This is a genomic window from Desulfobaccales bacterium (assembly GCA_041648175.1).
Taxonomy (GTDB): Bacteria; Desulfobacterota; Desulfobaccia; order Desulfobaccales; family 0-14-0-80-60-11; genus 0-14-0-80-60-11.
Map to the genome: position 1 here is coordinate 338,734 of JBAZPO010000001.1, position 23,708 is coordinate 362,441.

Here is a 23,708-nt window from a genome sequence, read left to right on the forward strand (position 1 = left end):
ATTGGGCTGCCAGGCTCTTAGCCCGCGGACCCAGCGAATGTTTAACCAGGAGGGCGACAATGTTTACGAAGATTTTGGTTCCTCTGGATGGCTCGGAAATTGCGGCGAAAGTTCTCCCCAAGGTAATTGAACTGGCCAAGACCTTCAACGCCAAGGTGACCCTCTTCCATGCCTGCTATAGCGGCGTTGGCGCTTTCGCCGGGGAGGGCACTCCGGCAACGATCAAAGCCGCAGAAGCCCACGAAGATAAATTCTGCATGACCTTCCTGGCTCAGGCGGGTCAGGACCTCAAGGCCCAGGGAGTGGATGCCGACTGGTTCTGCGAAGACGGGGTGCCGGCTCTGGCGATCATCGCTTTTGCCCAGGACAAAGGCTACGACCTCATCGTCATGGGAACCCACGGCGCTGGTGAAGTGGCCTGGTACATGGGCGGCGTGGCCGACAAAGTCGCCTCCCACGCCACCGTCCCGGTGCTGTTGCTGCGGACCATGGCATTCAAGGCGCCTTTGCTGAAAGAGGTGTATTCCCAGGTACCGGGAGAAAATTTCCCTTAAGTAAAGAGTTTGATTTTATTCCTTAATCGTGCCCGCCAGGGGAGCAGAGGGGTTTGCCCAGGTGCTCCCCTTATAGCATTTCAAAAAAGCCTCTTTGCGCCCTCGTTCCCAAGCGAAAGCCCGGGAACGCCACTTCTGGTCCAAGCTCTGCTTGGGCACCGCCACTTCCCTCCCTCTTAGAAGGACTTTCAGATAGTTATAAAGTCAGGTCGAAACCTTATATGAGTATTTATAAATTCGCCGGTAGCACAGGCTTTCTAGCCTGTGCTCATGTAAGCTGAAGCCTGCGACTACAATGTCCGGCAATTTTCCAAGAAGCCCAAAAGTCTTTCCTATTATCCCCTCTCCCCCAATGGGGGAGAGGGATAGGGTGAGGGGGAAGTAATCTCCTTTTGGCTCCCATTAATATGCCCCCCTAAACCTTCAACGCCAGAAGCCGCAGTTCTGTAAGCTCCTCCATGGCATAGCGCACGCCTTCCCGCCCCATACCCGATGCCTTGGCCCCGCCATAGGGCATATTGTCCACCCGAAAGACCGGGGCATCATTGATAATCACGCCCCCCACCTGCAGGGTTTCAAAAGCCTGCCAGGCGTTAGCCAGATTGTCAGTGAAAACCCCGGCCTGGAGGCCATAGTCCGAATCGTTGGCCATCGTAAGTGCCTGGGAGAAATCCTCAAAGGGCGCCAGCACCGCCACCGGCCCGAAGACTTCCTGGCTCCAAACCTTCATTTCCCGGCTCACCGCCTCCAGCACCATGGCAGGGATGAGATTGCGCGCCCCGGGGTTCCCTGCCACTAAACGGGCCCCGCCGTCCCTGGCCTCCTGGACCCACTCCCTTACCTTCGCCGCGGCTTTAGCATCGATCATGGGGCCGATGACCGTCGCCTCGACAGCCGGGTCGCCGGCCAGGATTTCCTGCTCGATAACCTTGAGAAAAATCTCCTTGAAGGGCTCATAGACCTCCCGGTGCACGAGGAGCCGCTGCACCGCGATGCAGACCTGGCCGGCGTGGGCAAAGGAGCCGATAGCGGCCCGCTTGGCCGCCCAGGTAAGGTCCGCGCCCTTATCCACGATGCAGGCAGCGTTGCCCCCCAACTCCAGGATGACCCGTTTTTTCCCGGCCTTGCCCTTTAAGGCCCACCCCACCGCGGCGCTGCCGGTGAACGACAAAGCTTTCAGACGGTCGTCGGCTACCGCGGTTTCTGCCAGAGCGCTTGAACTGGCCATAACCTGGAGTCCACCCGCGGGCAATCCGGCCTGATCGTAAATCTCCGCCAGTTTCAGAGACGTTAAGGGACAGGCTGACGGCGGCTTGATGATGATGGGGTTGCCCGCGGCCAGGGCCGGGGCCACCTTGTGCAACACCAGGTTAAGCGGGAAATTAAACGGCGTGATCCCCAGCACCGGCCCGATGGGAAAGCGCCGGGTGATGCCCCAGCGTCCGGCGCTGGCCCGGGTCAAGTCCAGCGGCAGCACCTCACCCCCCAGGCGCTCGGCTTCCTCGGCCGCGATCGACAGCGTCATCAGCCCCCGGCTCACCTCGCCCCGGGCAAAGGTGATGGGCTTGCCGCCTTCGGCCACGATGGTGGCGGCCAATTCCCCCTGGCGCTCCCTGACCCCCGCCACCAAAGCCTCCAACATCTGCCGGCGCTCCAGGCTGGACATCTTCCGCAAGGCCACCGCGGCCAACTCCGCCGCCACGATGGCCGACTCCCATTCCCCCGGCCCGGCCAGGGAAACCTCGCCCACCACTTCCCCGGACCAGGGAGAGGTCACCTTTAATCTCTGGGAAGTATCCACCCATTTGCCGTTGATAAAACACCCTTTAGTTTCCATGGTTGAATCCCCTTAATGCCTGGCCTAAAAGGTTCCTAAGAATCGGTGGCGCAGGCGTCTCGCCTGTGCTTGGCGTAGGGTGCGCACCGCGCACCATTTTTGGCGGGCAGTGCCCGCCACATTACTACATTACTACTTCCCTTCCCTCGCCAGGTTCAGGGCCCCACCTACCGCCAGGAGGCGGCGCTGGCGTTCGGACAGGTCCACCCGGACCCAGATTTCTTTATCCCCGACCTTCAGGGGCAGGCGTTCCGCACCGTCCAGGATCAGCCGCTTAACCCCGGGCAATTCCAGGGTTTGGCCCTGGGACAGCAGGTCATAATCCCCGGGGTTCTCAAAAGTCAGGGGCAGGATGCCGAAGTTGATCAGGTTGGCCAAATGAATTCGGGCAAAGCTCTTCACCAACTTGACCCGCACCCCCAGGTACCGGGGCGCCAGCGCCGCGTGCTCCCGGGAAGAGCCCTGGCCGTAATTTTCGCCGCCGACGACCGCGCCTTCGCCTTTACCCTGCACACGCTCGGGGAACTCCGGGTCCAGTCGGGAAAAGGCAAACTGGCTGATGGCCGGCAGGTTGCTCCTGAGCGGCAGAACCTGGCTGCCCGCGGGCATAATATCGTCAGTGGTGACATTATCCCCTACTTTGAGCCACACCTCTCCTCGCCAGGTTTCAGGCAGCGGCGTAAGCTGCGGAAAAGGCACGATGTTGGGACCCCGGACCACCTCGAAGGCCTCGCCCGGTGGCGGCGGCGGGATGATATTGCCTCCGGCCACCACGAAGTGACGGGGCGCGGCCACCCGGGGATAATCCCCCAGTTCCCGGGGGTCTCGGAGTGCCCCGAAAACGGCTGCGGCCACCGCGGTTTCGGGGCTGGCCAGGTAGACCTTATCGTCCTTAGTGCCGCTCCTGCCCGGGAAATTCCGGGGAAAGGTGCGGACACTTACCGCGTTGGTGGGTGGAGCCTGGCCCATGCCGATGCAGCCCCAGCAGCCCGGCGGCATCACCCGGGCGCCGGCCTCGATCAGTGGCAACAAGCCCCCGGCCAGAATGAGGTTTTCCAGGACCTGGCGGGACCCCGGGTTGATCTCCAGGCTGACCCGGGGATGCACCCGCCGCCCTTTCAAGGCCTGAGCCGCGATGAGCAAATCCCGCAACGACGAATTGGCACAGGACCCGATGAGCACCTGTTCCACCGGCAGGCCCGCCAGATCCTGTACTTTTGCCACCTTATCCGGCGAACTGGGCTGGGCGACGAGGGAGGCTAGCTGATCCAGGTTCACCTCCTGCACGTTTGCGTACTGCGGACGCCCCAGGGCCTTAAGGGGACGAAAATCCGCCTCGCGCCCCTGCATTTTCAGAAACTTGCGGGTCTGGGCATCCGCCGGGAAGATGGAGGTGGTGGCCCCCAGTTCGGCCCCCATGTTGGTGATCGCGGCCCGTTCCGGCACGCTGAGATAACGCAAGGCCGGCCCGAAGAATTCCAGGATTTTGCCCCGGCCGCCCTTAACGCTTAGCCGGCGCAACAACTCCAGGATAACGTCCTTGGCCGACACCCAGGGCTGGAACCGTCCCGTCAGCTTAACCCCCAGGATTTCGGGCATCGGCAGATAAAAAGGCTGTCCGGCCAGGGCCAGGGCCACGTCCAGCCCGCCGGCGCCGATGGCCAGCATTCCGGCCCCTCCGGCCGTAGGCGTGTGGCTGTCGGACCCCAACAAGGTCTTGCCCGGGGCGCTGAACCGCTCCAGGTGCACCTGGTGGCAGATGCCGTTGCCTGGCGGCGAAAAATAGAGGCCGTATTTGGCCGCCACGGTCCGCAAGAACCGATGGTCGTCGGCATTGCGAAAATCCGTTTGGGGGAGATTGTGGTCCACATAGCTCACCGCTACTTCAGGTTTGGCCCGATCCACCCCCATGGCCTCAAACTCCAAATAGGCCAAGGTGCCGGTGGCATCCTGGGTCAAAGTATGATCAATCTTCAGCGCCACCTCATTGCCCGGCGTCAACTCCCCGGACACCAGATGCGCGGCCATAACCTGTTCAACAATGGTTTTTCCCATGTTAATCCTTTCGGGAAGGGGCTTACAAGACCCCTCAGCTCTCGATCATTCTTAGATATTCTATCAAAACATCCGGGCGGTTGCTGCCGATGCCGTCCAGGTTCATGATCAGATAGGGTTGCAGCGTGTTGATATCGTCGATGTTCCAGACGTAGACCAGGAGGCCATGGTTGTGGGCCGCGGCCACCAGTTTCGGAGTGACGTAGGCGTACTGGAGGATCAGGGCGTCGGCTTTGGCCGCCTGCGCCAGGCCCACGGGGTCCGCAGGGCAGCCCACCAGGAGGACACCGGTCTTCAGGCGTGTTTCCTGCTCTTTGAGGGCCTTGAGGGCCGGATGCCAGAAGGAGATGACGGTGGCGAACTCAAAGGCTTGATGCTCCTGAAAAAAGACTAACAGTGCCGGCGCGGCCTCCGGTTGTTTCAATTCCACCACCAGGTGCGCCTTGCCCTTAACCAGGCCAAAGACCTCTTCCAGAGAGGGCACCGGCTCCCCCTGGCCGGCGTCCAGGCGCTGAAGTTCCGCCAGGGAAAAATTCTTCACCGGACCCCGGCCATTGGTAGTCCGGTCCAGGGTTTCGTCGTGAATTACGGCCAGGCGGCCGTCTTTGGTGAGCTGAACGTCCAGTTCCACCGCGGCCACCCCCATAGCCAGCGCCCGCCGAAACGAGCGCAGCGTGTTCTCGGGCTCCGCGTATGGGGCTCCCCGGTGTCCCATAATATTTGGCATAACTATCCCTTCTTCAGGCGATGGGTCGGTTTCTTGCAGATTTTATCAGGAGTTTACGGCAGAATATATCCGGCCGAAAGCGTTTTTTGATCTCCAAAAATGACCGGTCCCCCCGCATGATGCGGCAAAAAACCTCCCAGGGGTAATCATAATGCCGCAAGAACCTGAAAGCCAGAGGACCGAGGTAATTGAATAGTTTGGAAAACTGGAAGGAGGCCGCCAACTCCGGGGTGATCTTCCGGTCAACCTGGACCTGGTAGTCGTTGAGGGCTCTAGCATCCCCCCGGAAAAATTTGAGGATCTGGCGGGCCGCCAGGTGAGCACTTTCTAAGGCGAAACAAATACCTTCCCCGGTCCAGAAATCCGTCAAACCCGCGGCATCGCCCACCAGCAGGACCCGGTCCCGCACGATGGGCTTGGGCGTAATCCGGTGGGGAACAAGATGGGCCGATAAAGACAAGGCGTGCGGCTCCACTCCAAAGTGAGCCAGCAGGCGGGCCAGGTACGCCTTGAGCGGCGCACCCTGGTGCAGCAGACCTCCAACCCCGATGACCCGGAGATCGCCCCGGGGGAAACCCCAGGCATAACCGTTGGGAATGCTCCCCATATCCAGAAAAATTGTTTCGGTGAAATCAATGGCGTTTTTGCCTATCAGACTTTGGGGAACCTCCACCTGGACCCCTAAGTGGAAAAAATCTACCGGCTGCAGCCCGACGCTGCTGGCTACCCGGCTCCGGGCGCCGTCGGCTCCCACCACGACCCGGGCCTTGAGGCTCCCTTTGGAGGTGGTAATGGTTACGGCGTCCCCCGGACCGGCAGCTAACTGCTGCAGCCGTTCTCCATCCCTGAAACCGCCCCCGGCGCGCCGCACCCGGTCCACCAGGGCAGCGTCGAAGCGTTTCCGTTCCACCGTATACATGAGGGACTGAGAGGAGGTTTTGGCAAAAGACTGGCGAAGGCCGAAGCTTAACTTTACCCGGCGAATCTCATTTTCCAGGACTTCGCCCATATCCGGCGGGAGAAACTTCAAGGCTTTGATCGTCAGGCCACCGCCGCAGACTTTGACCCTGGGAAAGACTGCCTTATCGATGAGGACAGGCTTAAGCCCGCCTTGCGCCAGCTCAAGGGCCAGGGTTGCTCCGGCGGGGCCGGCGCCGATGATGGCGACCTCATGCGTCACCTCCGGGAGAGTCATGGTTCACCAGTGCTAGGCTGCATGTCGACGTCGGGGTTGAGGGAAAAAGTAGTTGGCCCTTGTGCCTGGGCATACTTTCGTATAATAGATGAAAGACGGATGGCTGGCAAGATTGGTGGACAACGATGAATTGGCTGGGGTTTTCCCTCCTGGCGGTGGGCTTGTGGGGCGTGTGGGGCTTTTTGGGCAAGGTTGCCTCCCAACATTTGCCCTCCCCCATGATCTATCTTCTGACCATTTCCGGACACCTGGTCGTGGTCGCCTACCTTTTGATGGAGGGGCTAGGCCCGGTCTCCTGGCAGCCTTGGGGAGTTGGCGCCGCCGTGGGTTCCGGAATTGCCATGGCCGTGGCGCTCCTCTTTTTCCTGGAGGCCCTGGCCCGGGGTCCGGCCCTGGTGGTGGTGCCCCTCACCGCGCTTTATCCCGCGGTCACTGTGGCTCTGAGCTGGATTTTCCTCCGGGAAGCCCTGACCCTGCGGCACCTGATTGGCCTCGCCCTGGCGCTGGCAGCCGTCTGGCTACTATCCGAATAATGCCACCAAATAGGGAACTATCTATTCTGACTCAGTTTTTTGAATAAAGTTGAAATCTCCAATCAAATGACCTAAGATATGTACGTGTTTTTCCGACCCCATTTCTCCATATGCACGTTATCCAGACTTTCTGCTTGCGACTCCTAAGATAAGGATTATGGCAGAGCCCTCCCATCGGGTTTACCGCGTCTTGCCTCTCTTAGCAATTCTTGCTTTGGGGGCCTTTCTTCTGTTGTTTCATTTAGACCATCGGCCCTTCTGGCAGGATGAAGCCGAGACCGCCGGTTTGGCCAAAAATGTCCTCAAATATGGCGTGCCTCGGGCCTATGATGAGGTGAATATCATTTCCCAGGAACAGGGGCGTGAGTATGACCAGAACTATTTATGGCGCTGGTCGCCCTGGCTCCAAATTTATATAGCCGCGGCCGCGTTCAAGATCGGCGGGCTCACCACCTTCGCAGGTCGCTTGCCCTATGCGATCATGGGGCTGGCGTGCATCTTATTGGTTTATTATTTAGTGAGGCATAATTTTAATAACTACTCGTGGGCCTTAATTTCAGCGGCCCTCTTAACCTGTTCCGTTCCCTTTCTCCTCTATGCCCGTCAATGCCGATATTACAGCTTGGGTGCTTTACTCACCTTAATTAGTCTTTATGCTTTTAAGGATGACTGGGAATCTAAGTTTATTCCGGCTTTATTATTATCATTATCGGCTGGATTACTTTTCCATACAAACTATTTACTATTTTTTACTTTTTTATTGCCTGCGTTGGTTGCGGCAATTTGGCTATATCCGGAAAAATTGCCTTTAAAGCGAACTGCAATAATTATAATTGCTACGTTGATTATTATTTTACCTGGTTTATTCCTATTTAGAATCCAGGCCCAATCCAAAATAATAAACCTGGCTCTGATTCCAAAAAATCTGGAACAATATTTTGGTGGCCTGCTGCAATACCTGATTCCCCTTCCCCTAACGCTCTACTTGCTGTGGAGATGGCGCCGGGTTTTTCGAGCGCCTCGTGCCGCCCTGCCACAAGAACCGGGAGAGAGATTCGTCCTGTTCCTCTCCTTAATTATTTTGGGCAACATCTTGTGCCTGTCTCCGGCGCCCCAATGTGAGCATCGCTATTTAATGCACCTCTATCCTTTGTGCGCTATTATCCTTGGGTGGGTCATTATACAAACCTGGCGTTATTATAAAGTTGCCGGGGTTTTGTTGGCTTTGCTCCTGCTATTTACCAACTGGCTTTATCTGGTGCCCATGGATTGGTTGACCATCACCAATCGGCCTACGCTCAATGACCGTAACATGCTCACTTCCCCCAATATTCCCCTCAAGCTCTTTCTTACTGAACTTATCTCCGGCTACCCCGACGTGAACGGCAGTTACATCCACTTTTTTCAAACTCACGCGCAACCCGGGGATACCATCCTGACCACCTATGGTGATTTGCCTTTACAATTCTATACGCCTTTTCGGGTGGTCGGTGGCTTGGAGGGCCCCATTGCCCTCTCTCAATCCCCCGAATGGGTGGTGCCCCGTTGGGTTACCCGATGGAATCGGACTTATCATTTAAATGAATCGGAGCTTTTCATTAAGGAAAAGCTCCCCCTGGGCTCGGATTATTGCCGGATAGTTTTACCATTTGCGGACGAAGAATTTGGGAACATCGCCGACCCTTATGCGCATCGCTTCATTCCTGACCCTCAGCCTTTGGCCGAAATCGAAATCTATAAAAAGCTCGGTCCCCGTCAAAATGTTCGTTAAATCAACAAAAATACGGAGGTTTTTTCTTACCGCGGGCCTTGTGGCGGTAATGGTTCAGGGCTTGTGGCAACTGCCCGATTTTCAGGATTATTTTTTTCCAGATAATTATTGGGCAGTAAAGGTTCAGGCTGTTAATAATGAGGATTGGCACATAAGGGATGGCTTACCATCTTTGCAGTATAGAATTGATTATCTCGAATGGTCTCTGGCTCATAGACAATCTCCTCAGGCTTTTTCTGTAGACTGGATGCTCCACCTACCCTTCTCTGAATGTATCAGAGCATTTTCGCCAAAATTTGCATGGAATATTAATATGTACTTGGCCTACAAGACCCAAGTTAAGGTGCAGAGAAAACTTAAGAATCTCGAGGCCCTGTTCAATAATATTCCATCCAACAAAAAACAGCAATTTATGCGTAATCGTAATGATGAATTGATGAATGACAAAGAATTCGAAAAAAAAATAACTTCATACAATGAGGAACTTGATAAATTAAAGAACAAATTAGATGAACTGAGTAAAGTATCTTATTAATAATCTATTATATTAATTTGCTATTCTCCCGTTCATGAAATATTTATCTCATATTTTCAAAACCTCACTACTTAATAGACTTGCCTTTTATGTCCTGTTAGGCTCCTGTGCCTTCGTTGTTCTTTTATGGTCCCCAAATGTTTTGGGCAAGCGTATCGATTATTGGAATAAGATCATAATCTTCTTATTACCTTGGGGTATGCTTTGGCTGGTTTACTCTTGGCAGGTTCTTACAGACAAAAATCATCGCTGTGAAATAATCTTAATAGTCTCGATAATTACTCTTGGAGTAATTAATGCATTCTTGAGCGATGCTGTCGCTAAATCTACTCCGCAGATGCGAGACTTCCTGGTCACTGGCGTCTTCGCATCCTTGCGGTCCTCAACGTCCACCGGAGTCACTGATTGGTACCGGCTGCTCGTCCTGTTCGGCCTGCTATCCATATCTATGAGTTACGACTCCCTCCTTTTTCCTCCGATTAACTGGCTTTTTCATGTACAGTTGGGGATCATGGCCGGATATTATGCCTCCAACCAGGCCAGCGGCTCAATCAGCTGCCAGCCCCAGATTGCAACTTAAAAGCTCACTATGACCAACGACCAGACCTTTCCTAAGCGCGAGGCCAGCCGAATTCTCGGCTTGGATATGGGCGAGAAACGTATCGGCTTGGCCGTGAGCGATCCTTTGGGGATCACGGCCCAAGGCCTGGAGGTGTGGATTCGCCGGAACCGCCAGGCTGACCTGGACCACATCCTTCAGATCGCCCGTGAATATCAGGTGCAGCAGATCGTGGTAGGCCTGCCCCGCCATATGGATGGCCGCCTGGGGGATGCCGCGACGAGCATCATGGAGTTCGCCGGCGCGCTCGGTGAGGCCCTGAAGGTTGAGGTCATCCCTTGGGATGAACGCCTCACCACTGCTGCGGCCGAACGGGTGCTGATACAGGCGGACGTAAGTCGCCGGCGTCGGCGCCAGGTGGTGGATCAATTGGCCGCCGTGCTCATCTTGCAGAGTTACCTGGACTCCCTCGGGCTAAACTTATAGTCCACAAATTTCAGATAGCCGCGGCAATGCGGTACTCCTCGTCGGAAGCGGTATCCCTCCCCAGAGTTCGTAAGCCTAGGCCGGCTTGGCTCAACCCAAGCCCTTTTCATATACCATATTGATATTATTGCATAATATTCACAGTCGTCAAAATTCTAACAAACCATCCTGATATTCCCGTTCCCCTGAAACAGGGGTCTACGATCCTGCTACCCCCTCTTTTCCCGGAATCTTGCGACCCGGAGGACCTTTCTTCGGGGGATATTTTTCTTCTATTCTTATCTTTTCTCTTGACATTTCCCTAATAAAGGGCATATTTTGACAACATGTGGGAAAAAGTGGAATAGAGTGGGATTTGATGGGGGCTGGGAACCATGTTTACCGGTAGCTATTTCCACACTATGGATAACAAGGGACGGGTAAGCATTCCGGCCCGCTACCGGGAGACCCTCAAGGATCGCAAGGATCGTCATATAATCATTACCAACTGGGAAGGTTACGTCCTGGCTTTCCCGCAATCAGAATGGCTTAAATTCGAAGAAGGGCTGGCCGCGAAGCCGATACTGGACAATCGGGTAAGAGCTTTGCAGCGGTTCATAATTTCCGGCGCCGAGGAGTGTTCCCTGGATCGCCAGGGCCGCATCCTCGTGTCCCAAAATCTCCGGGACTACGCCAAGCTTAACCGGGAGGTCTGTTTGGTGGGGGCCATCCGCTGTTTTGAAATTTGGGACCGTAGCACCTTCGAGTCCCATCGCAAGCACTTGGAAGAAACTATCGATGAAGGGATGTTGCACGAATTACTGATCTAATCACAGTCCACAATCCGGTGCATGAACCGGTGATGGTGGGGGAGGTACTGGTGGGCTTGAATTGCCGGTCCGGCCGCCTGTATGTGGATGGCACCGTGGGTGAGGGGGGGCATGCCGCGGCCATTCTGGACCACTGTGGCCCGGAGGGGGAGCTCTGGGGCCTCGATCGCGATCCAAACGTTCTCCGGGCGGCAGCAAGCCGGCTGGCCCACCACACCTCCAGATTTCAACTATTCCACCGCTCTTACGCCCAGTTGGGAGAACTGCTGGAAGAAACCCAGCGCCCAGGTGTGGCAGGCATCTTGCTGGACCTGGGCCTGTCTTCCTTTCAGTTGCAGCAGTCTGAACGTGGTTTTTCTTTTGCCGGGGATGAACCCCTGGACATGCGGTTTAATTCGGAAGGGTCAGGGCCTACGGCTGCAACATTATTGAACCGCGCCACCCAGGCCGAGTTAGAAAGAATTTTCTGGGAGTATGGCGAAGAGCATCGAGCCCGGCGCCTGGCGCGTCTGGTGGTGGAGGAAAGACGCCGCCACCCCTTCCAAACAACGCATCAGTTGGTAAAAGTGTCGGAAAAGGCCCAGGGACCCGGAGGGCGCAGGGGGAGACTGCATCCAGCTACCCGGGTCTTCCAGGCCTTACGCATAGCCGTGAACCTGGAGTTGGAGGAGCTGGCCTTTTTTCTGGACCACGCCCCAGCCTGGCTGGAGCCCGGCGGGCGCCTGGTGGTCATCTCTTACCACTCCCTGGAAGACCGCCTGGTTAAGCATCGCATGGTGGCCTGGGAACGAGCCGGAGTGATGGCTCGCCTTACCCGCAAGCCTCTCACCCCGACCTTGGCCGAAATCAAGGCCAACCCTCGGGCCCGCAGCGCCAAATTGCGTATTGCCGAGAAAATGGTCCATTAACTTTGGAGGTATGGGGGATGCCTAACAATCTGACTCTCCGGTTGAGCACTGCCGGTCAGGTGTTCATTTCCAAAAACCGCAAGGTTGGCCACCCCTGGCGTTGGAGCAGGATTGTGGTGAGCATAGTGGTCCTGGCTGCGGCGGGGGTCTTTTTCACCTCCCTCTTCCTGGCCTGGGGCGACCTGCAGTATATCACTCAGAACTATCAGATTTCTCAGGCCCAGGAGATCCAGAAGCAGTATTTGGAGATGAACCGCAAGCTCCGTATTGAGCTGTCGTGTCTCACCTCCATCCACCGCCTGGAGCAGCTGGCGGCCCAGTATGACATGGTGGCGCCTCAGCCCACCCAGGTTGTGAATCTGCCGTGAATCCCGCTGGCGGCAAATGGGTCCGGCTGCGCATCGGTCTGGTGGCCCTGGCGCTTTTAGCCTTCGGCTTCTGGATCTGCGGCAGGTTCTTTCAGCTCCAGATCCTCCGGGGATCTGAACTCCGGGAAGAAGCCAGCCGGGAGTACCAGAAATTCTGCCCTGTCCTGCCGGTCCGAGGGATGATCCTGGATCGCAACGGCACCGAATTGGCCGTCAGCACCCGGGTTTCGTCTGTGGTGGCCCATCCCAACCAGATCAAGCACGCCTCCCGCCTGAGCCGGCAGCTAGCTCCCATTTTGGGTTGTAATCCCCGGGACTTGCAGGAGCTCCTTACCCGGGCTAAACCCTTCGTCTTCGTTAAACGCCATCTCACTCCGGAACGGGAAGAGGCGTTCCGGGCCTGGGAGGCCGCCGAGGAACAAAAGCTCCGGGCGGCCAAAGTCACCGGGCACACCGACCTGGACGCCGTTTACCTCATTCCCGAGGCCAAGCGCTACTACCCTCAGATGGCTCTGGCCGGGCAGGTTTTGGGATTTTGCAACATTGACGGCCAGGGCCTGGAAGGCCTGGAAATACAATATGATAACCAGCTCTACGGCAAGCCCAAGCAGTGCTGGAAGATGACCGATGCCCGGGGCCGCATCGTGGTCACCGGGGAGAAGGCCTGGGATCCGGAGGTCATGGGGAACAACGTGGTCCTCACCCTGGATCGCACCATCCAGTATATCGCGGAAAAGGAACTGGCCCGGGGGGTGGAGAAGTACCATGCGGCCGGCGGTTTAGCTCTGGTGGTGCGGCCCCAAACAGGAGAAATCCTGGCCATGGCCCAGACCCCCTGCATGGATTCCAACCGTTATGGCCAGTTCGATGAATTTGCCCGGCGCAACCGCATGGTGACCGATTGCCTGGAGCCGGGGTCCACCTTCAAAGTCTTCATTGCAGCCTCCGCCTTGGACGCCCATGTGGTCAAACCCGCAGACCGGTTCCATTGCGAAAACGGCACCTGGCGCCTGGGAGCCAAAGAGGTGATTCATGATGTTCATCCTTACGGCACCCTGACCGTGCAGCAGGTCATCCAGAAATCCAGCAACATCGGGGCGGCCAAAATTTCCCATAAAGTCGGGGCCAAACGTTTGGATCAATACCTCCATGATTTCGGCTACGGGAATCGCACCGGCATCCTCTTTCCCGGGGAAACTGCGGGATTGGTGAAAAATCTACTCCGCACCCGCTCTCTCATCGACCGTACAACCGTGGCGTTCGGTCAAGGCGTGTCAGTGACGACACTCCAAATGACTCTGGCCCTGGCGGCCATGGGGAACGAGGGTGTGCTCATGGAGCCCCGCCTGGTGAAAGAGGTCGTCAACCCCCACGGAGGAAAAGTCACTGAGTATCCGCCCCGCCCGGTAAGGCGGGTGCTCTCCCGGCAGGCGGCCCGGGAGATGCTGGCGATTATGGAGACCGTGACCCAACAAGGCGGCACCGCCAAGGAGGCGGCCCCTGAAGGCTATACCGTGGCCGGCAAGACCGGCACCGCCCAGAAAATCGTCGGGCGGGCCTATTCTCATAGCAAGTTTAATGCCTTGTTCATCGGCATGATACCCGCGGACAACCCGGTATTGGCCATATCGGTCATCGTGGATGAACCCAAGGGGGCCATCTTTGGCGGTGTGGTGGCAGCCCCCATCTTCCGGGAAATTGCGGCCCAGTCCCTGCGGGTTTTGGGCTATTATCCCAAGGAGCCCCCGAAAGACAAGAACCAACCGGTATTGGCGAACCTCCTGGCCACCCCGGCCGATGCGGCCACCGCCCCGGAGGTGAAGTTTACCCTTCCGAAATTGCAGATTCCTAAAGGGCCGCTGACCGTCATGCCTGATCTCCGGGGCTACACCATCCGTCAGGTTTTGAATCTTCTGAATCGCTCGGGATTGCACTGCCGCTTCGAAGGCAGCGGTATGGCCATTAATCAAGAGCCGGCGCCCGGTACCGCCATCACCCCCGGGGCCACCTGCATGGTGAAGTTCGGTTCCAGCTCTTAAGTGCGCCGGGACCGGCCCTTGCCAAGGTTCACAAGTTTTTATACCATTAAATAACCAGGCGGTGAGTCTTGATAACCTGTGCCGGTGATAACTCGACTGCGATAACAAGGGTAGGCCTCGGTGCCTACCCTTATTTGCTGAATAAGAATAAATCCCGTTTAGTATTTTTTCCCGGCTAATCACCCAGGATTAAAACCCACCCCTCCCCCGTGGCTGACAAAATGGGGTGGGAGATCAGGGCCGGCTCTCTGGACATTTCGGTGGTGTGGGGAGAATTCCGGTGGCGCATGTGGTGACCCCAAAGATTTTAAGAACGCTGTTGGACGGCCTGCCCGGCTGCCAGGTGACCGGCGACCTTGACGCTATGGTGACCGGCGTGGCTTATCATTCCCGGGAAGTCCTTCCTGGCGGGCTTTTCGTGGCCTTGAAGGGCTGCCGCACCGACGGTCACCTCTATTTGGATGCGAGTCTCAACCAGGGGGCCCGGGTGGTGGTCACCGAAGAGGAACTGGCCACCCCAAAGGACGTCACGGTGGTCCGGGTGCCCAAGGCCCGCCTGGCCCTGGCCCATCTCAGCGCCGCCTTTTATGACCACCCCAGCCGGGAGCTGACCCTGGTGGGAATTACCGGGACCAACGGCAAGACCAGCACTACCTATCTGCTGGAAGCCATTTTGAATGCTGCCGGCTGCCGGGTGGGGGTGGTGGGCACAGTGAATTACCGCGTGGGCGAGGCCACCTGGCCGGCCCCGGTGACCACACCCGAATCACTGGACCTCCAAAGGCTCTTACGGGAGATGCGCAGTCAAGACGTTAGCCATGTCTTTCTTGAGGTCTCATCCCATGCTTTGGATTTAAGGCGGGTAGATTGCGCCGCCTTTGATGCCGGTGTCTTCACCAACCTCTCCCAGGACCATCTGGACTACCACCAGGACCTGGACGACTATTTTGCGGTCAAATCCCGGCTCTTTTTGGAAATCCTGGCCAACGGCGGCGGCTCTCAGGGGCTCGCGGTCCTCAACCTGGACGACCCCCGGGGCCATGAACTCAAGGACACCGTCAGGGTGCCGGCGCTTACCTATGGCTGTCATCCGGAAAGCCAGGTGCGGCCCCTGAACCATCATTTCCGTCAGGACGGTCTGCAAGCGTTGCTTACCACCCCCAGGGGCGAGGTGGAAATTAGTTCTCGGCTGGTGGGACCTTTCAATCTGGCCAATATCCTGGCGGCCACAGCCACGGCCCTGGGGCTCGGTATCGACCTGGACACCATTGCCCGGGGCATCGCCGCGCTTGACGGGGTGCCGGGCCGCCTGGAACGCTTCGGTCCACCTGTTGGCCCCGGCGTATTTGTGGATTACGCCCATACGCCTGCAGCCATCACCCAGGCCTTGGGGGCTCTCCAGACCCTGGAGTTCTCCCGGATAATCACGGTATTCGGCTGCGGGGGCGATCGGGACCGGACCAAGCGGCCGCTCATGGGACAGGCCGCCGCGGCGGGATCTCAACTGGTCATCGTCACCAGTGACAATCCCCGCACCGAAGACCCCCTGGCCATTATTCGGGAGATTGAACCTGGCCTTTTGGCCAGCGGCCTGCCTAAGCTCACCGCGGCCGCAGCAGGCCAAGGCGAGACCGGCTATCTGGTGGTCCCTGACCGAAGGGCCGCCATCCGCCTGGCAGTAAGCCTGGCCCGTCCGGGAGAGGCGGTCCTGGTCGCCGGCAAAGGCCACGAAAATTATCAGATTTGGGGAGCCGAGTGCCGCCACTTCGACGACCGGGAAGAAGTGGCCCAGGCCTTGAAGGAAAAATGAGAAGGTAATATAATAAAAAGATAATAATAACATAAAGATAGTCTATTTTAGCCTTTTATTTTTTTCCCCTCCCCTCGTGGGAGGGGGTAGGGGGAGGGGGTGAACGCCACCCCCACCCTAAACCTCCCCCATCCAGGGGGCGCGAAAGAATAGGAACCATCGACTGATATGTCAGCAACCTTTACCATCTCGGAAATTCTGGCAGCCACTGGCGGCGCCCTGGTGCAACCGGGGGCCTGGGACACCTATTGCGGCGTCAGCACCGACTCCCGCACCTGCCAGACCGGAGAGCTCTTCATCCCCCTCACCGGGGAGCGCCACGACGGCCACGAATTCATCCCCAAGGCCCTGCTGCGGGGCGCCCGGTGCGTGTTGGTGGAAAAAAGAATTTTTACAGGCGCGGGTGTCAAACTCGCCCATATGGTACCGCCAGAAATAACCGTCATCGCGGTCCGCGACGCCTTAACCGCCCTGGGCGATCTGGCCCGGGCCTGGCGGGCCCGCTTTACCGTGCCGGTGGTGGGCATCACCGGCAGTTGCGGCAAGACCACCACCAAGGAGATGATCGCTGCGGTTCTGGACCCCGATTTCCGAGTCCTGAAAAACCGGCTGAACCTCAACAATCTCATCGGTATGCCGCTGACCCTGTTGGAGTTGGAGGGGACGCATGAAGCCGCGGTGGTGGAGATGGGCATGAACGCCTTTGGCGAAATCCAGCGCCTCACCCAGATCGCCCGCCCCACTTTCGGCGTACTCACCAACGTCCATCCGGCCCATACCGAAGGTGTGGGGGATATCGCCGGTGTGGCCCGGGCCAAGGGAGAGCTCATCTCGACCTTGAACCATGGCGCCGGCCTGATTTACAATGCCGATGACCCCTGGGTGGCCCGCCTGGCCCAGAATTTTCGCGGCCCCCGCCTCGGGTTCGGCCTCAACGCCGGAGCCCGCCTCCGGGCCCAGAAGCGCCAGACCAAAGGACGCGACGGCCAGACCGCTATCCTCTCCTGTGCTAGCCAGGTTTGGCCCCTGGCTTTACCCGCGGCAGGGCTGCACATGCTCTATAACGCCCTGGCCGCCATTGCCGTGGGCCTCTCCCTGGGGCTGGAGCTTAAGGCGGCCGCGGCCGCGTTGGGCCAGTTTCGCGCCATCCATCGGCGCTCCCAGGTCGTCACCCTGGACTCCGGGGTGCATCTCATCAATGACTGTTACAACGCCAATCCCGGCTCCATGGCCATGGCGCTCGCCACCCTGATGGAACTCAGAGACCACGGCCGGGCTGTGGCTGCCCTGGGGGATATGCTGGAGTTGGGCGAAGGCGCGGCCGCCGATCACCGGACCTTGGGCCGGCTGGCCGGCCGCCTGGGATTGGATATGCTGGTGATTTATGGCAGCTTTCGTCAGGAAGTGGCCGCAGGAGCCACTGAAGCGGGCCTGGTCCCGGAGCGCATCTTCCCGGTAGAGCGCCGGGAAGATGGCGCCCGGATCTTACGGCAAACTCTGGCGCCCGGAGACTGGCTCCTGGTGAAGGGCTCCCGCAGTATGCACATGGAAGGCCTTATTGACCGGCTGGAGGAAACGGCTTCCCAGTAAAACGCCGGGTTGGCCCTGCGGGGCTGACCTACCACACCGGACACAGGTCCCTCAAGGATGAGGGAGATTTACCAAGGGGGAATGGCTTAGGTGCTCTATCATCTACTTTATCCATTAAAGACGGTCTTCGGCGGGTTCAACGTTTTCCGGTACATTACCTTCCGGACCATCTTCGCCATCCTCACGGCCCTGATCATCTCCATGGTGGTGGGGTCCTGGTTTATCCGCAAACTCAAGAAACTGCAGATCGGACAGACGGTTCGGGAAGAAGGGCCCAAGTCCCACTACTCCAAAAACGGCACCCCCACCATGGGGGGGCTGATGATCATTTTCTCTACTCTGACCGCCACCCTCCTATGGGCGGAGCTGAACAACCCCTATATCTGGCTCCTGGTCCTGGTGACGCTGGGTTTTGGCCTTATCGGCTTCCTGGACGATTATCTTAAGGTGATCAAGAAGCATAACAAGGGTTTGAGCGGCCGGGCCAAGCTGGTGGGCCAAACTCTGGTGGCCCTGGTGCCGGCCATCTGGCTCTATGCCAGTCCGACCTTTGATACCACGTTGACGGTTCCTTTTGTCAAGCAGTTTCAGCCGGATCTGGGCATCTTTTTCATCCCCTTCGCGGTCTTTGTCATCGTTGGGAGCGCCAACGCCGTCAACCTCACCGACGGCCTGGACGGCCTGGCCATCGGCCCGGTGACCATCGCTGCCGCCTTCTACATGATTTTTTGCTACCTGGGGGGCAATATCAAAATCGCCGCGTACCTCCAAATTCCCTATGTGCGGGGGGTGGGGGAACTCTCCATCTTTCTGGGAGCCCTGGTGGGCGCGGGCGTGGGTTTCCTGTGGTATAACGCCTATCCCGCCCAGGTTTTTATGGGGGACGTAGGCGCCCTGGCCCTGGGCGGCGTCCTGGGCACCGTGGCCCTGGCCACCAAACAGGAAATTCTGCTGGCCATCGTGGGCGGCCTCTTCGTGGTAGAAGCCCTATCCGTCATTCTCCAGGTGGGCTTTTTCAAGGTGAGCAACGGCCGCCGCATCTTTCGCATGGCACCGCTGCACCACCACTTTGAATTGATGGGCTGGCCCGAACCCAAGGTCATTGTGCGCTTCTGGATTATCGCGATTATTCTGGGTTTAGTGTCGTTGAGTGCTTTGAAGCTTAGATGATCTTAGGGGAAAAGGCGAAAGGGTTAAATACATGCGCACTTAAGCTTTTGGTTTTTTCCTTTTCCCCTTTTCGCCCCTGAACCTTTAGACAACGATACGCGTGCATATGATCATGGACTTTAAAAACACCAACATCTTAGTAGTCGGTCTGGCCCGCACCGGCGTAGCCCTGTGCCGCTTTCTGACGGAGCAGGGGGCTAAGGTGACGGTCACCGACCAGGCCGCGCCTGAGGCCCTGGCGGACCAACGCCGGGACATCGCAAATCTGGGGGTGACTGAAGACCTGGGCGTGCCCCAACCTGAATGGCAGGGATTCGACGCCATCGTCCTCTCTCCCGGGGTGCCGCCGGAACTCCCGTGGCTTAAGGCCGCGCGTGCTGAGGGCCTGCCGGTCATGGGCGAACTGGAAGTGGCCAGCCATTTCATCTACCGGCCGCTGTTGGCCGTGAGCGGCACCAACGGCAAGACCACCACGACCACCCTGTTGGGGGAACTCCTCGCCGCGTCAGGCCAAAAACCCCTGGTGGGCGGCAATATCGGCACCCCCGTGGTCTCCCTGCTGGCTAGGCAAGAGGAGGCTGACTGCCTGGTGCTGGAGGTGAGCAGTTTCCAGTTGGATACCACTTCCCGCTTCCATCCCCAGGCTGCGGCGCTCCTGAATATCACCCCGGACCACCTGGACCGCTATGCGGATTATGAGGCTTATATCGCCTCCAAAGCCAGCCTGTTCCGGCGTCAGGGGCAGAACGATCTCGCGGTCCTCAACGCCGACGATCCCGCGCTCGCGGCCCTCAACCACCATAAGAGCAGGGCCTATTACTTCTCCGCCACCCAACGCCTGAAGAATGGGGCCTGGCTGAACAACGGCGCCATCCAGGTCTGTCTGGCCGACCGGCAAGCTACTTTTTCTCTTAAGCAGATCCGGCTGGCCGAACTCCATAACCTGGAAAATATCATGGCCGCTCTGATCCTGGCCCTGGACGCCGGGGCCGATCCCGAGGCCTGTCGGGCGGTACTGGCAAATTTTCGCGGCCTGCATCACCGCGTTGAATGGGTGGCCGACATCAGCGGGGTTTCCTACTTTGATGATTCCAAGGGCACCAACGTGGGCGCGGTGGCCCGTTCCCTGGGTCACTTTGACCGGCCAGTCATCCTCATCGCCGGCGGCCGGGATAAAGATAGTGATTTCTCCCTCTTGAACGATCTCATTCGCACCAGGGTCAAAGCCCTGGTGCTTATCGGGGAAACCCGGGAGCGCCTGGCCCGGATATGGCAGGGGTTAGCCCCAGCCTATCTGGTTGATAACATGGCGGCCGCCGTGGCCCAAGCCTCAGACCTGGCAGACCCCGGCGACGTGGTCCTGCTTTCACCCGCCTGCGCCAGCTTCGATATGTATCGGGACTATGTCCACCGCGGCCAGACCTTTCAACGCTTGGTAAGGGAGCTCGCTCATGGCGAATGAGGCTCAGGTAGCGGCGCCGGCCCACTACGATCAGACTCTCCAGCTCTCCGCGTTCTCCCTGTTGGCCCTGGGGATGGCCATGATCTTCATCTCCAGCAATGTCATGGCCCAAGCCGAGTACAGCGACGCCTACTACTTCATCAAGCGCCAGGGCATGTACGCCATCCTGGGTCTGGCGGCCCTCTTTTTGGGGCGCAGCATCGACTACCACCGCTACAAGCCCTGGGTCTACCGCATCCTCTTTCTCTCCCTGGTCTCCCTGGTCCTGGTCTTTGTGCCGGGCATCGGCGGCAAGGTCCGGGGCGCGGCCCGCTGGCTGCGTCTGGGGCCTCTGACTCTGCAGCCTTCGGAGTTCGCCAAATTGGCCGTGGTCCTGTTCATGGCCTATTCTCTGTCGCGCAAACAGGAGAAGATGAAGTATTTCGCCATCGGTTTTCTGCCTCACATGCTGGTGGCCGGCCTCTTCATCGCCCTGATTCTCAAGGAACCGGATTTTGGCACTTCCGTCACCCTGCTGGCCATAGTCTTTACCATGCTCTTTGTGGGAGGCACCCGGGTTACTCACATCCTCTTGGCCCTGAGTGCGTGCATTCCTTTGGGCGCTTTCATGGTGCTTCGGGACCCCAAAAAGTTCGCCCGCATCCTGTCGTTCATGGATCCCTGGAAGCACGGCCAGGACGTAGGCTATCAGCTCAAGCAGGCCCTGCTCGCCATTGGCTCCGGCGGAATATGGGGCCTGGGTCCGGGACAGAGCCGGGCCAAGCTCTTCTATCTGCCCGACTGCCATACTGACTTTATCCTGGCCATTTTCAGCGAAGAGATGGGCTTTTTGGGGTTTTTGCTGGTCCTCGCCTTATTTACCATCATGATTTGCCGGGGGATTCGCTTAAGCCTCAAAGCCCCGGACAGCTTCGGCTCTTACCTGGCCTTGGGGCTGACGCTCATGATCGGTCTGCCGGCCCTCATCAACATGGCCGTGGTGAGCGGCATCCTGCCCACCAAGGGGTTGTCCCTACCCTTCCTCAGTTACGGGGGGTCCGGGCTGCTCGTCAACTTGCTCGCCGTGGGCATCTTGCTGAATATCAGCCGTCAGATCAAGTTTCCTTCAGGGCCGCCACCCAAACCACCGGTAGGGGCGGAAAATAAAGGATAGTCGAAAATAGGGCGGCCCATGCCCGCCATAAGCCGGCGTGCACGGCACGCCCTAGAGGCTATGCCTTGGTGATAAATTAGCACAGATTCCTGCCCGTAACCCGTAGGGCGGGAAAGCGAAGCGCATCCCGCCTTTGGCGCTAGTGGGGGAGAGTCAGGCCGGTAAGAAAAAACTTTTGGCAGCGATTATAGTTGGGAGGGCGGGGGCCCTCTTTCGAATAAATAAAACCGCAGAACGAAAAATAGTCTTCCCCCGCCCCCCTCATTCTGGCTGAGGAGAGACCCATGGACCTGAGGGTGGTCATCGCCGCAGGCGGCACCGGCGGGCACCTGTTTCCCGGCATCGCTGTGGCTCAGGAGTTTTTGGAGCGCCACCAGGCTGCGGTCACCTTCCTTACCACTCCCAAGGCGGTCACCACCCAGATTTTGGAGCGCTACGGCTTTGCCTGGGAGGCCGTCTCAGCCCGGCCCTTAAAGGGGGAAGGGCTGTTCAGCCGGGTCCGCACCCTGCTGGGAATCCCGAAAGCGGTGTTTGCGGCCTTATCCCGGCTCAAGCGTCTCAAGCCCCATGTGGTCCTGGGTATGGGGGGGCATTCCTCCGGGCCTGTGGGCGTGGCGGCCTGGCTTTTGGGCATCCCCCTGGCGCTTCATGAGCAAAATGCCATCCCCGGGGCTACCAACCGTTGGTTGGCCCGTCTGGCCCAAAAAATCTTCGTGTCCTTTCCGGCCGAGAAGGACTTTTTTCCTCCGGAGCGCTGCCTCTGGACCGGCAATCCCATAAGGCCGGAGTTCTTTGAGCCCGGGCCGCCCCGACCCGACGCCCCCTTCACGGTGCTGATCACCGGGGGTAGCCAGGGCGCCCGCCACCTGAACCTGGAAGTCCTGGCCGGGCTCCCGAGGCTTTCGGACTTAAAAGCCCGCCTCGTCTTTCTCCATCTCCCCGGCGACGCCGACCGGGAAGCCGTAGCTGCGGGCTACCGGGAGCATGGCTTTGCTGCGGAGGTGTTGCGCTTCACCCCCGAAGTCGCGGCCTTAATGCACCGGTCCCATCTGGTGGTCTGCCGGGCCGGGGCCTCCACTCTGGCGGAACTCACGGCAGTGGGCCGGGCCGCCATCCTGGTGCCCTACCCCTTCGCGGCCAATAATCACCAGGAATTCAACGCCCGGTTTATGGCGGCGGCCGGGGCCGGAGAGGTTTTGTTAAATAAAGATTTTACCGGAGAGGCTTTCGCTGGTAAGATAAAACAGTTCCTGGCCGAGCCCGAGACCCTCCAGAAGATGGAAACGGCCAGCCGCCAACTAGCGAAGCCTGACGCGGCGAAAGATATCGTGCGGGGGTGTATGGAACTTATACAGAAATCGGAGGAAGAAATGTAGGGTGCGCACTGCGCACAATCTATCATGGTGTTGTAATATAGGGAAATATCTATAAATGGATATCATTAAAGAATTAAATATATCCTCAAAGTTTTTCTATTTTGGGGTAGGAAGTTTGGCAAAAGTCACTATATTTAGAACATTAGCCCATAAAAATCTAAATGAAGGTGATCGCATCACTGCAGCAATTTCAGGATATTATTCGCTTTTTCATTTAGGAATGAGTCTCATGTATTTCTGCCATGATAAACTATTTTGTGACCAACGTGATAGAATCATAAGAGAAATAGAAAATAGAAATGGATGTGATCCATCGGACACAATATCTCACAGAATGGTCAATAATTTTCTTAAACAATGTGTCGCAAAAGGATTGGAGAATTATTGTCTTACTATCTTTGAGAAAGGTCTTGAACTACGTAATTATGTTAACTATGCTCCAAGAATGGATATTAAGAATGATTATCCAAAGTTTGGCGATTGCAAAATTGTTATAGAAGACTTAGATGGATTTATATCGAACCTTGATGATACTATTTTTAAAATGATCGCTTGGGCACATGGCAATTCTACAATTGAAAGAACTAGTTTTAGCAAGATCGCAGTTGAACAGATTCCACAGTTTTTTGAAAATGAAGACCTCTTTTATTTAAAATGGTGTAATCCTGAAGTCATTAATAATTCTAAAATATTTTTAGAAAAAATAATGAAACAATCAAAGGATTTCCACTAATATTAAATTTAAAATCTAGTAATATTGTTAAGGGCGTT

General features: G+C 57.4%; 20 protein-coding genes. 16 read left to right on the forward strand and 4 right to left on the reverse strand.

Annotation, left to right across the window (positions count from 1 at the left end):
• Positions 1–59 precede the first annotated feature (59 nt).
• Entirely contained in the window at positions 60–554 is a 495-nt protein-coding gene (locus tag WC600_01565) for a universal stress protein (protein ID MFA4901410.1), read from the forward strand.
• 415 nt (positions 555–969) lie between these two features.
• Here WC600_01565 and WC600_01570 read toward each other — a convergent pair whose 3' ends face one another.
• From WC600_01570 to WC600_01585, 4 genes are all read right to left on the reverse strand, one after another.
• On the reverse strand, positions 970–2,391 hold the full coding sequence (locus tag WC600_01570; protein MFA4901411.1) for an aldehyde dehydrogenase family protein: 1,422 nt from the start codon (positions 2,389–2,391) through the stop codon (positions 970–972).
• A 132-nt stretch (positions 2,392–2,523) separates the two neighbouring features.
• Positions 2,524–4,446 carry an aconitate hydratase gene (locus tag WC600_01575; protein ID MFA4901412.1) on the reverse strand — a complete coding sequence of 641 codons (1,923 nt, stop codon included), beginning with the start codon at positions 4,444–4,446 and terminating at the stop codon, positions 2,524–2,526.
• A 34-nt stretch (positions 4,447–4,480) separates the two neighbouring features.
• A complete protein-coding gene (locus WC600_01580) occupies positions 4,481–5,173 on the reverse strand; it encodes a glycerophosphodiester phosphodiesterase family protein (GenBank protein MFA4901413.1) in 693 nt (230 codons plus the stop codon).
• A gap of 13 nt (positions 5,174–5,186) precedes the next feature.
• The gene (locus WC600_01585; protein MFA4901414.1) at positions 5,187–6,368 is read right to left on the reverse strand and encodes an NAD(P)/FAD-dependent oxidoreductase; all 1,182 of its coding nucleotides are present in this window, start codon (positions 6,366–6,368) and stop codon (positions 5,187–5,189) included.
• 125 nt (positions 6,369–6,493) lie between these two features.
• Between WC600_01585 and WC600_01590 the strand changes: the two genes are divergently transcribed.
• The 15 genes from WC600_01590 (at position 6,494) to WC600_01660 (ending at position 23,670) form a co-directional block, all read left to right on the forward strand.
• Entirely contained in the window at positions 6,494–6,901 is a 408-nt protein-coding gene (locus WC600_01590; GenBank protein ID MFA4901415.1) for an EamA family transporter, read from the forward strand.
• 286 nt (positions 6,902–7,187) lie between these two features.
• The gene (locus tag WC600_01595; protein ID MFA4901416.1) at positions 7,188–8,672 is read left to right on the forward strand and encodes a glycosyltransferase family 39 protein; all 1,485 of its coding nucleotides are present in this window, start codon (positions 7,188–7,190) and stop codon (positions 8,670–8,672) included.
• A 40-nt stretch (positions 8,673–8,712) separates the two neighbouring features.
• Entirely contained in the window at positions 8,713–9,207 is a 495-nt protein-coding gene (locus tag WC600_01600) for a hypothetical protein (protein MFA4901417.1), read from the forward strand.
• Between the two features lie 589 nt (positions 9,208–9,796).
• A complete protein-coding gene (ruvX, locus tag WC600_01605; GenBank protein ID MFA4901418.1) occupies positions 9,797–10,252 on the forward strand; it encodes a Holliday junction resolvase RuvX in 456 nt (151 codons plus the stop codon).
• A gap of 374 nt (positions 10,253–10,626) precedes the next feature.
• On the forward strand, positions 10,627–11,061 hold the full coding sequence (gene mraZ / locus WC600_01610) for a division/cell wall cluster transcriptional repressor MraZ (GenBank protein MFA4901419.1): 435 nt from the start codon (positions 10,627–10,629) through the stop codon (positions 11,059–11,061).
• 17 nt (positions 11,062–11,078) lie between these two features.
• The gene (gene rsmH / locus WC600_01615) at positions 11,079–11,969 is read left to right on the forward strand and encodes a 16S rRNA (cytosine(1402)-N(4))-methyltransferase RsmH (protein ID MFA4901420.1); all 891 of its coding nucleotides are present in this window, start codon (positions 11,079–11,081) and stop codon (positions 11,967–11,969) included.
• Between the two features lie 17 nt (positions 11,970–11,986).
• The gene (locus tag WC600_01620) at positions 11,987–12,337 is read left to right on the forward strand and encodes a hypothetical protein (protein MFA4901421.1); all 351 of its coding nucleotides are present in this window, start codon (positions 11,987–11,989) and stop codon (positions 12,335–12,337) included.
• Positions 12,334–14,376: a penicillin-binding protein gene (locus WC600_01625; protein ID MFA4901422.1), complete on the forward strand. Its 2,043-nt coding sequence runs from the start codon at positions 12,334–12,336 to the stop codon at positions 14,374–14,376. Before WC600_01620 ends, WC600_01625 begins: the two co-directional genes overlap by 4 nt.
• A 280-nt stretch (positions 14,377–14,656) precedes the next feature.
• The gene (locus WC600_01630; GenBank protein MFA4901423.1) at positions 14,657–16,186 is read left to right on the forward strand and encodes a UDP-N-acetylmuramoyl-L-alanyl-D-glutamate--2,6-diaminopimelate ligase; all 1,530 of its coding nucleotides are present in this window, start codon (positions 14,657–14,659) and stop codon (positions 16,184–16,186) included.
• Between the two features lie 168 nt (positions 16,187–16,354).
• Positions 16,355–17,776 (forward strand): UDP-N-acetylmuramoyl-tripeptide--D-alanyl-D-alanine ligase, encoded by a 1,422-nt coding sequence (murF, locus tag WC600_01635; protein MFA4901424.1) that lies wholly within the window; start codon positions 16,355–16,357, stop codon positions 17,774–17,776.
• Positions 17,777–17,866: 90 nt separating this feature from the next.
• A complete protein-coding gene (gene mraY, locus WC600_01640) occupies positions 17,867–18,946 on the forward strand; it encodes a phospho-N-acetylmuramoyl-pentapeptide-transferase (GenBank protein MFA4901425.1) in 1,080 nt (359 codons plus the stop codon).
• Between the two features lie 112 nt (positions 18,947–19,058).
• Positions 19,059–20,408 carry a UDP-N-acetylmuramoyl-L-alanine--D-glutamate ligase gene (gene murD / locus WC600_01645; protein ID MFA4901426.1) on the forward strand — a complete coding sequence of 450 codons (1,350 nt, stop codon included), beginning with the start codon at positions 19,059–19,061 and terminating at the stop codon, positions 20,406–20,408.
• A complete protein-coding gene (gene ftsW / locus WC600_01650) occupies positions 20,398–21,561 on the forward strand; it encodes a putative lipid II flippase FtsW (GenBank protein MFA4901427.1) in 1,164 nt (387 codons plus the stop codon). Before murD ends, ftsW begins: the two co-directional genes overlap by 11 nt.
• 284 nt (positions 21,562–21,845) lie before the next feature.
• Complete coding sequence (gene murG, locus WC600_01655) at positions 21,846–22,937, forward strand: undecaprenyldiphospho-muramoylpentapeptide beta-N-acetylglucosaminyltransferase (GenBank protein MFA4901428.1); 1,092 nt, start codon at positions 21,846–21,848, stop codon at positions 22,935–22,937.
• 55 nt (positions 22,938–22,992) lie between these two features.
• Positions 22,993–23,670, forward strand: coding sequence for a hypothetical protein (locus tag WC600_01660; protein ID MFA4901429.1), 678 nt, complete (start codon positions 22,993–22,995; stop codon positions 23,668–23,670).
• Positions 23,671–23,708: the final 38 nt, after the last annotated feature.

Excerpts from the sequence above, each read along its gene's own strand:
- WC600_01565 (MFA4901410.1), top strand. The coding sequence starts at position 60 with ATGTTTACGAAGATTTTGGTTCCTCTGGATGGCTCGGAAATTGCGGCG.
- WC600_01570 (MFA4901411.1), bottom strand. The coding sequence starts at position 2,391 with ATGGAAACTAAAGGGTGTTTTATCAACGGCAAATGGGTGGATACTTCC.
- WC600_01575 (MFA4901412.1), bottom strand. The coding sequence starts at position 4,446 with ATGGGAAAAACCATTGTTGAACAGGTTATGGCCGCGCATCTGGTGTCC.
- WC600_01580 (MFA4901413.1), bottom strand. The coding sequence starts at position 5,173 with ATGCCAAATATTATGGGACACCGGGGAGCCCCATACGCGGAGCCCGAG.
- WC600_01585 (MFA4901414.1), bottom strand. The coding sequence starts at position 6,368 with ATGACTCTCCCGGAGGTGACGCATGAGGTCGCCATCATCGGCGCCGGC.
- WC600_01590 (MFA4901415.1), top strand. The coding sequence starts at position 6,494 with ATGAATTGGCTGGGGTTTTCCCTCCTGGCGGTGGGCTTGTGGGGCGTG.
- ruvX (MFA4901418.1), top strand. The coding sequence starts at position 9,797 with ATGACCAACGACCAGACCTTTCCTAAGCGCGAGGCCAGCCGAATTCTC.
- mraZ (MFA4901419.1), top strand. The coding sequence starts at position 10,627 with ATGTTTACCGGTAGCTATTTCCACACTATGGATAACAAGGGACGGGTA.
- WC600_01620 (MFA4901421.1), top strand. The coding sequence starts at position 11,987 with ATGCCTAACAATCTGACTCTCCGGTTGAGCACTGCCGGTCAGGTGTTC.
- murF (MFA4901424.1), top strand. The coding sequence starts at position 16,355 with ATGTCAGCAACCTTTACCATCTCGGAAATTCTGGCAGCCACTGGCGGC.
- murD (MFA4901426.1), top strand. The coding sequence starts at position 19,059 with ATGGACTTTAAAAACACCAACATCTTAGTAGTCGGTCTGGCCCGCACC.
- ftsW (MFA4901427.1), top strand. The coding sequence starts at position 20,398 with ATGGCGAATGAGGCTCAGGTAGCGGCGCCGGCCCACTACGATCAGACT.
- murG (MFA4901428.1), top strand. The coding sequence starts at position 21,846 with ATGGACCTGAGGGTGGTCATCGCCGCAGGCGGCACCGGCGGGCACCTG.
- WC600_01660 (MFA4901429.1), top strand. The coding sequence starts at position 22,993 with ATGGATATCATTAAAGAATTAAATATATCCTCAAAGTTTTTCTATTTT.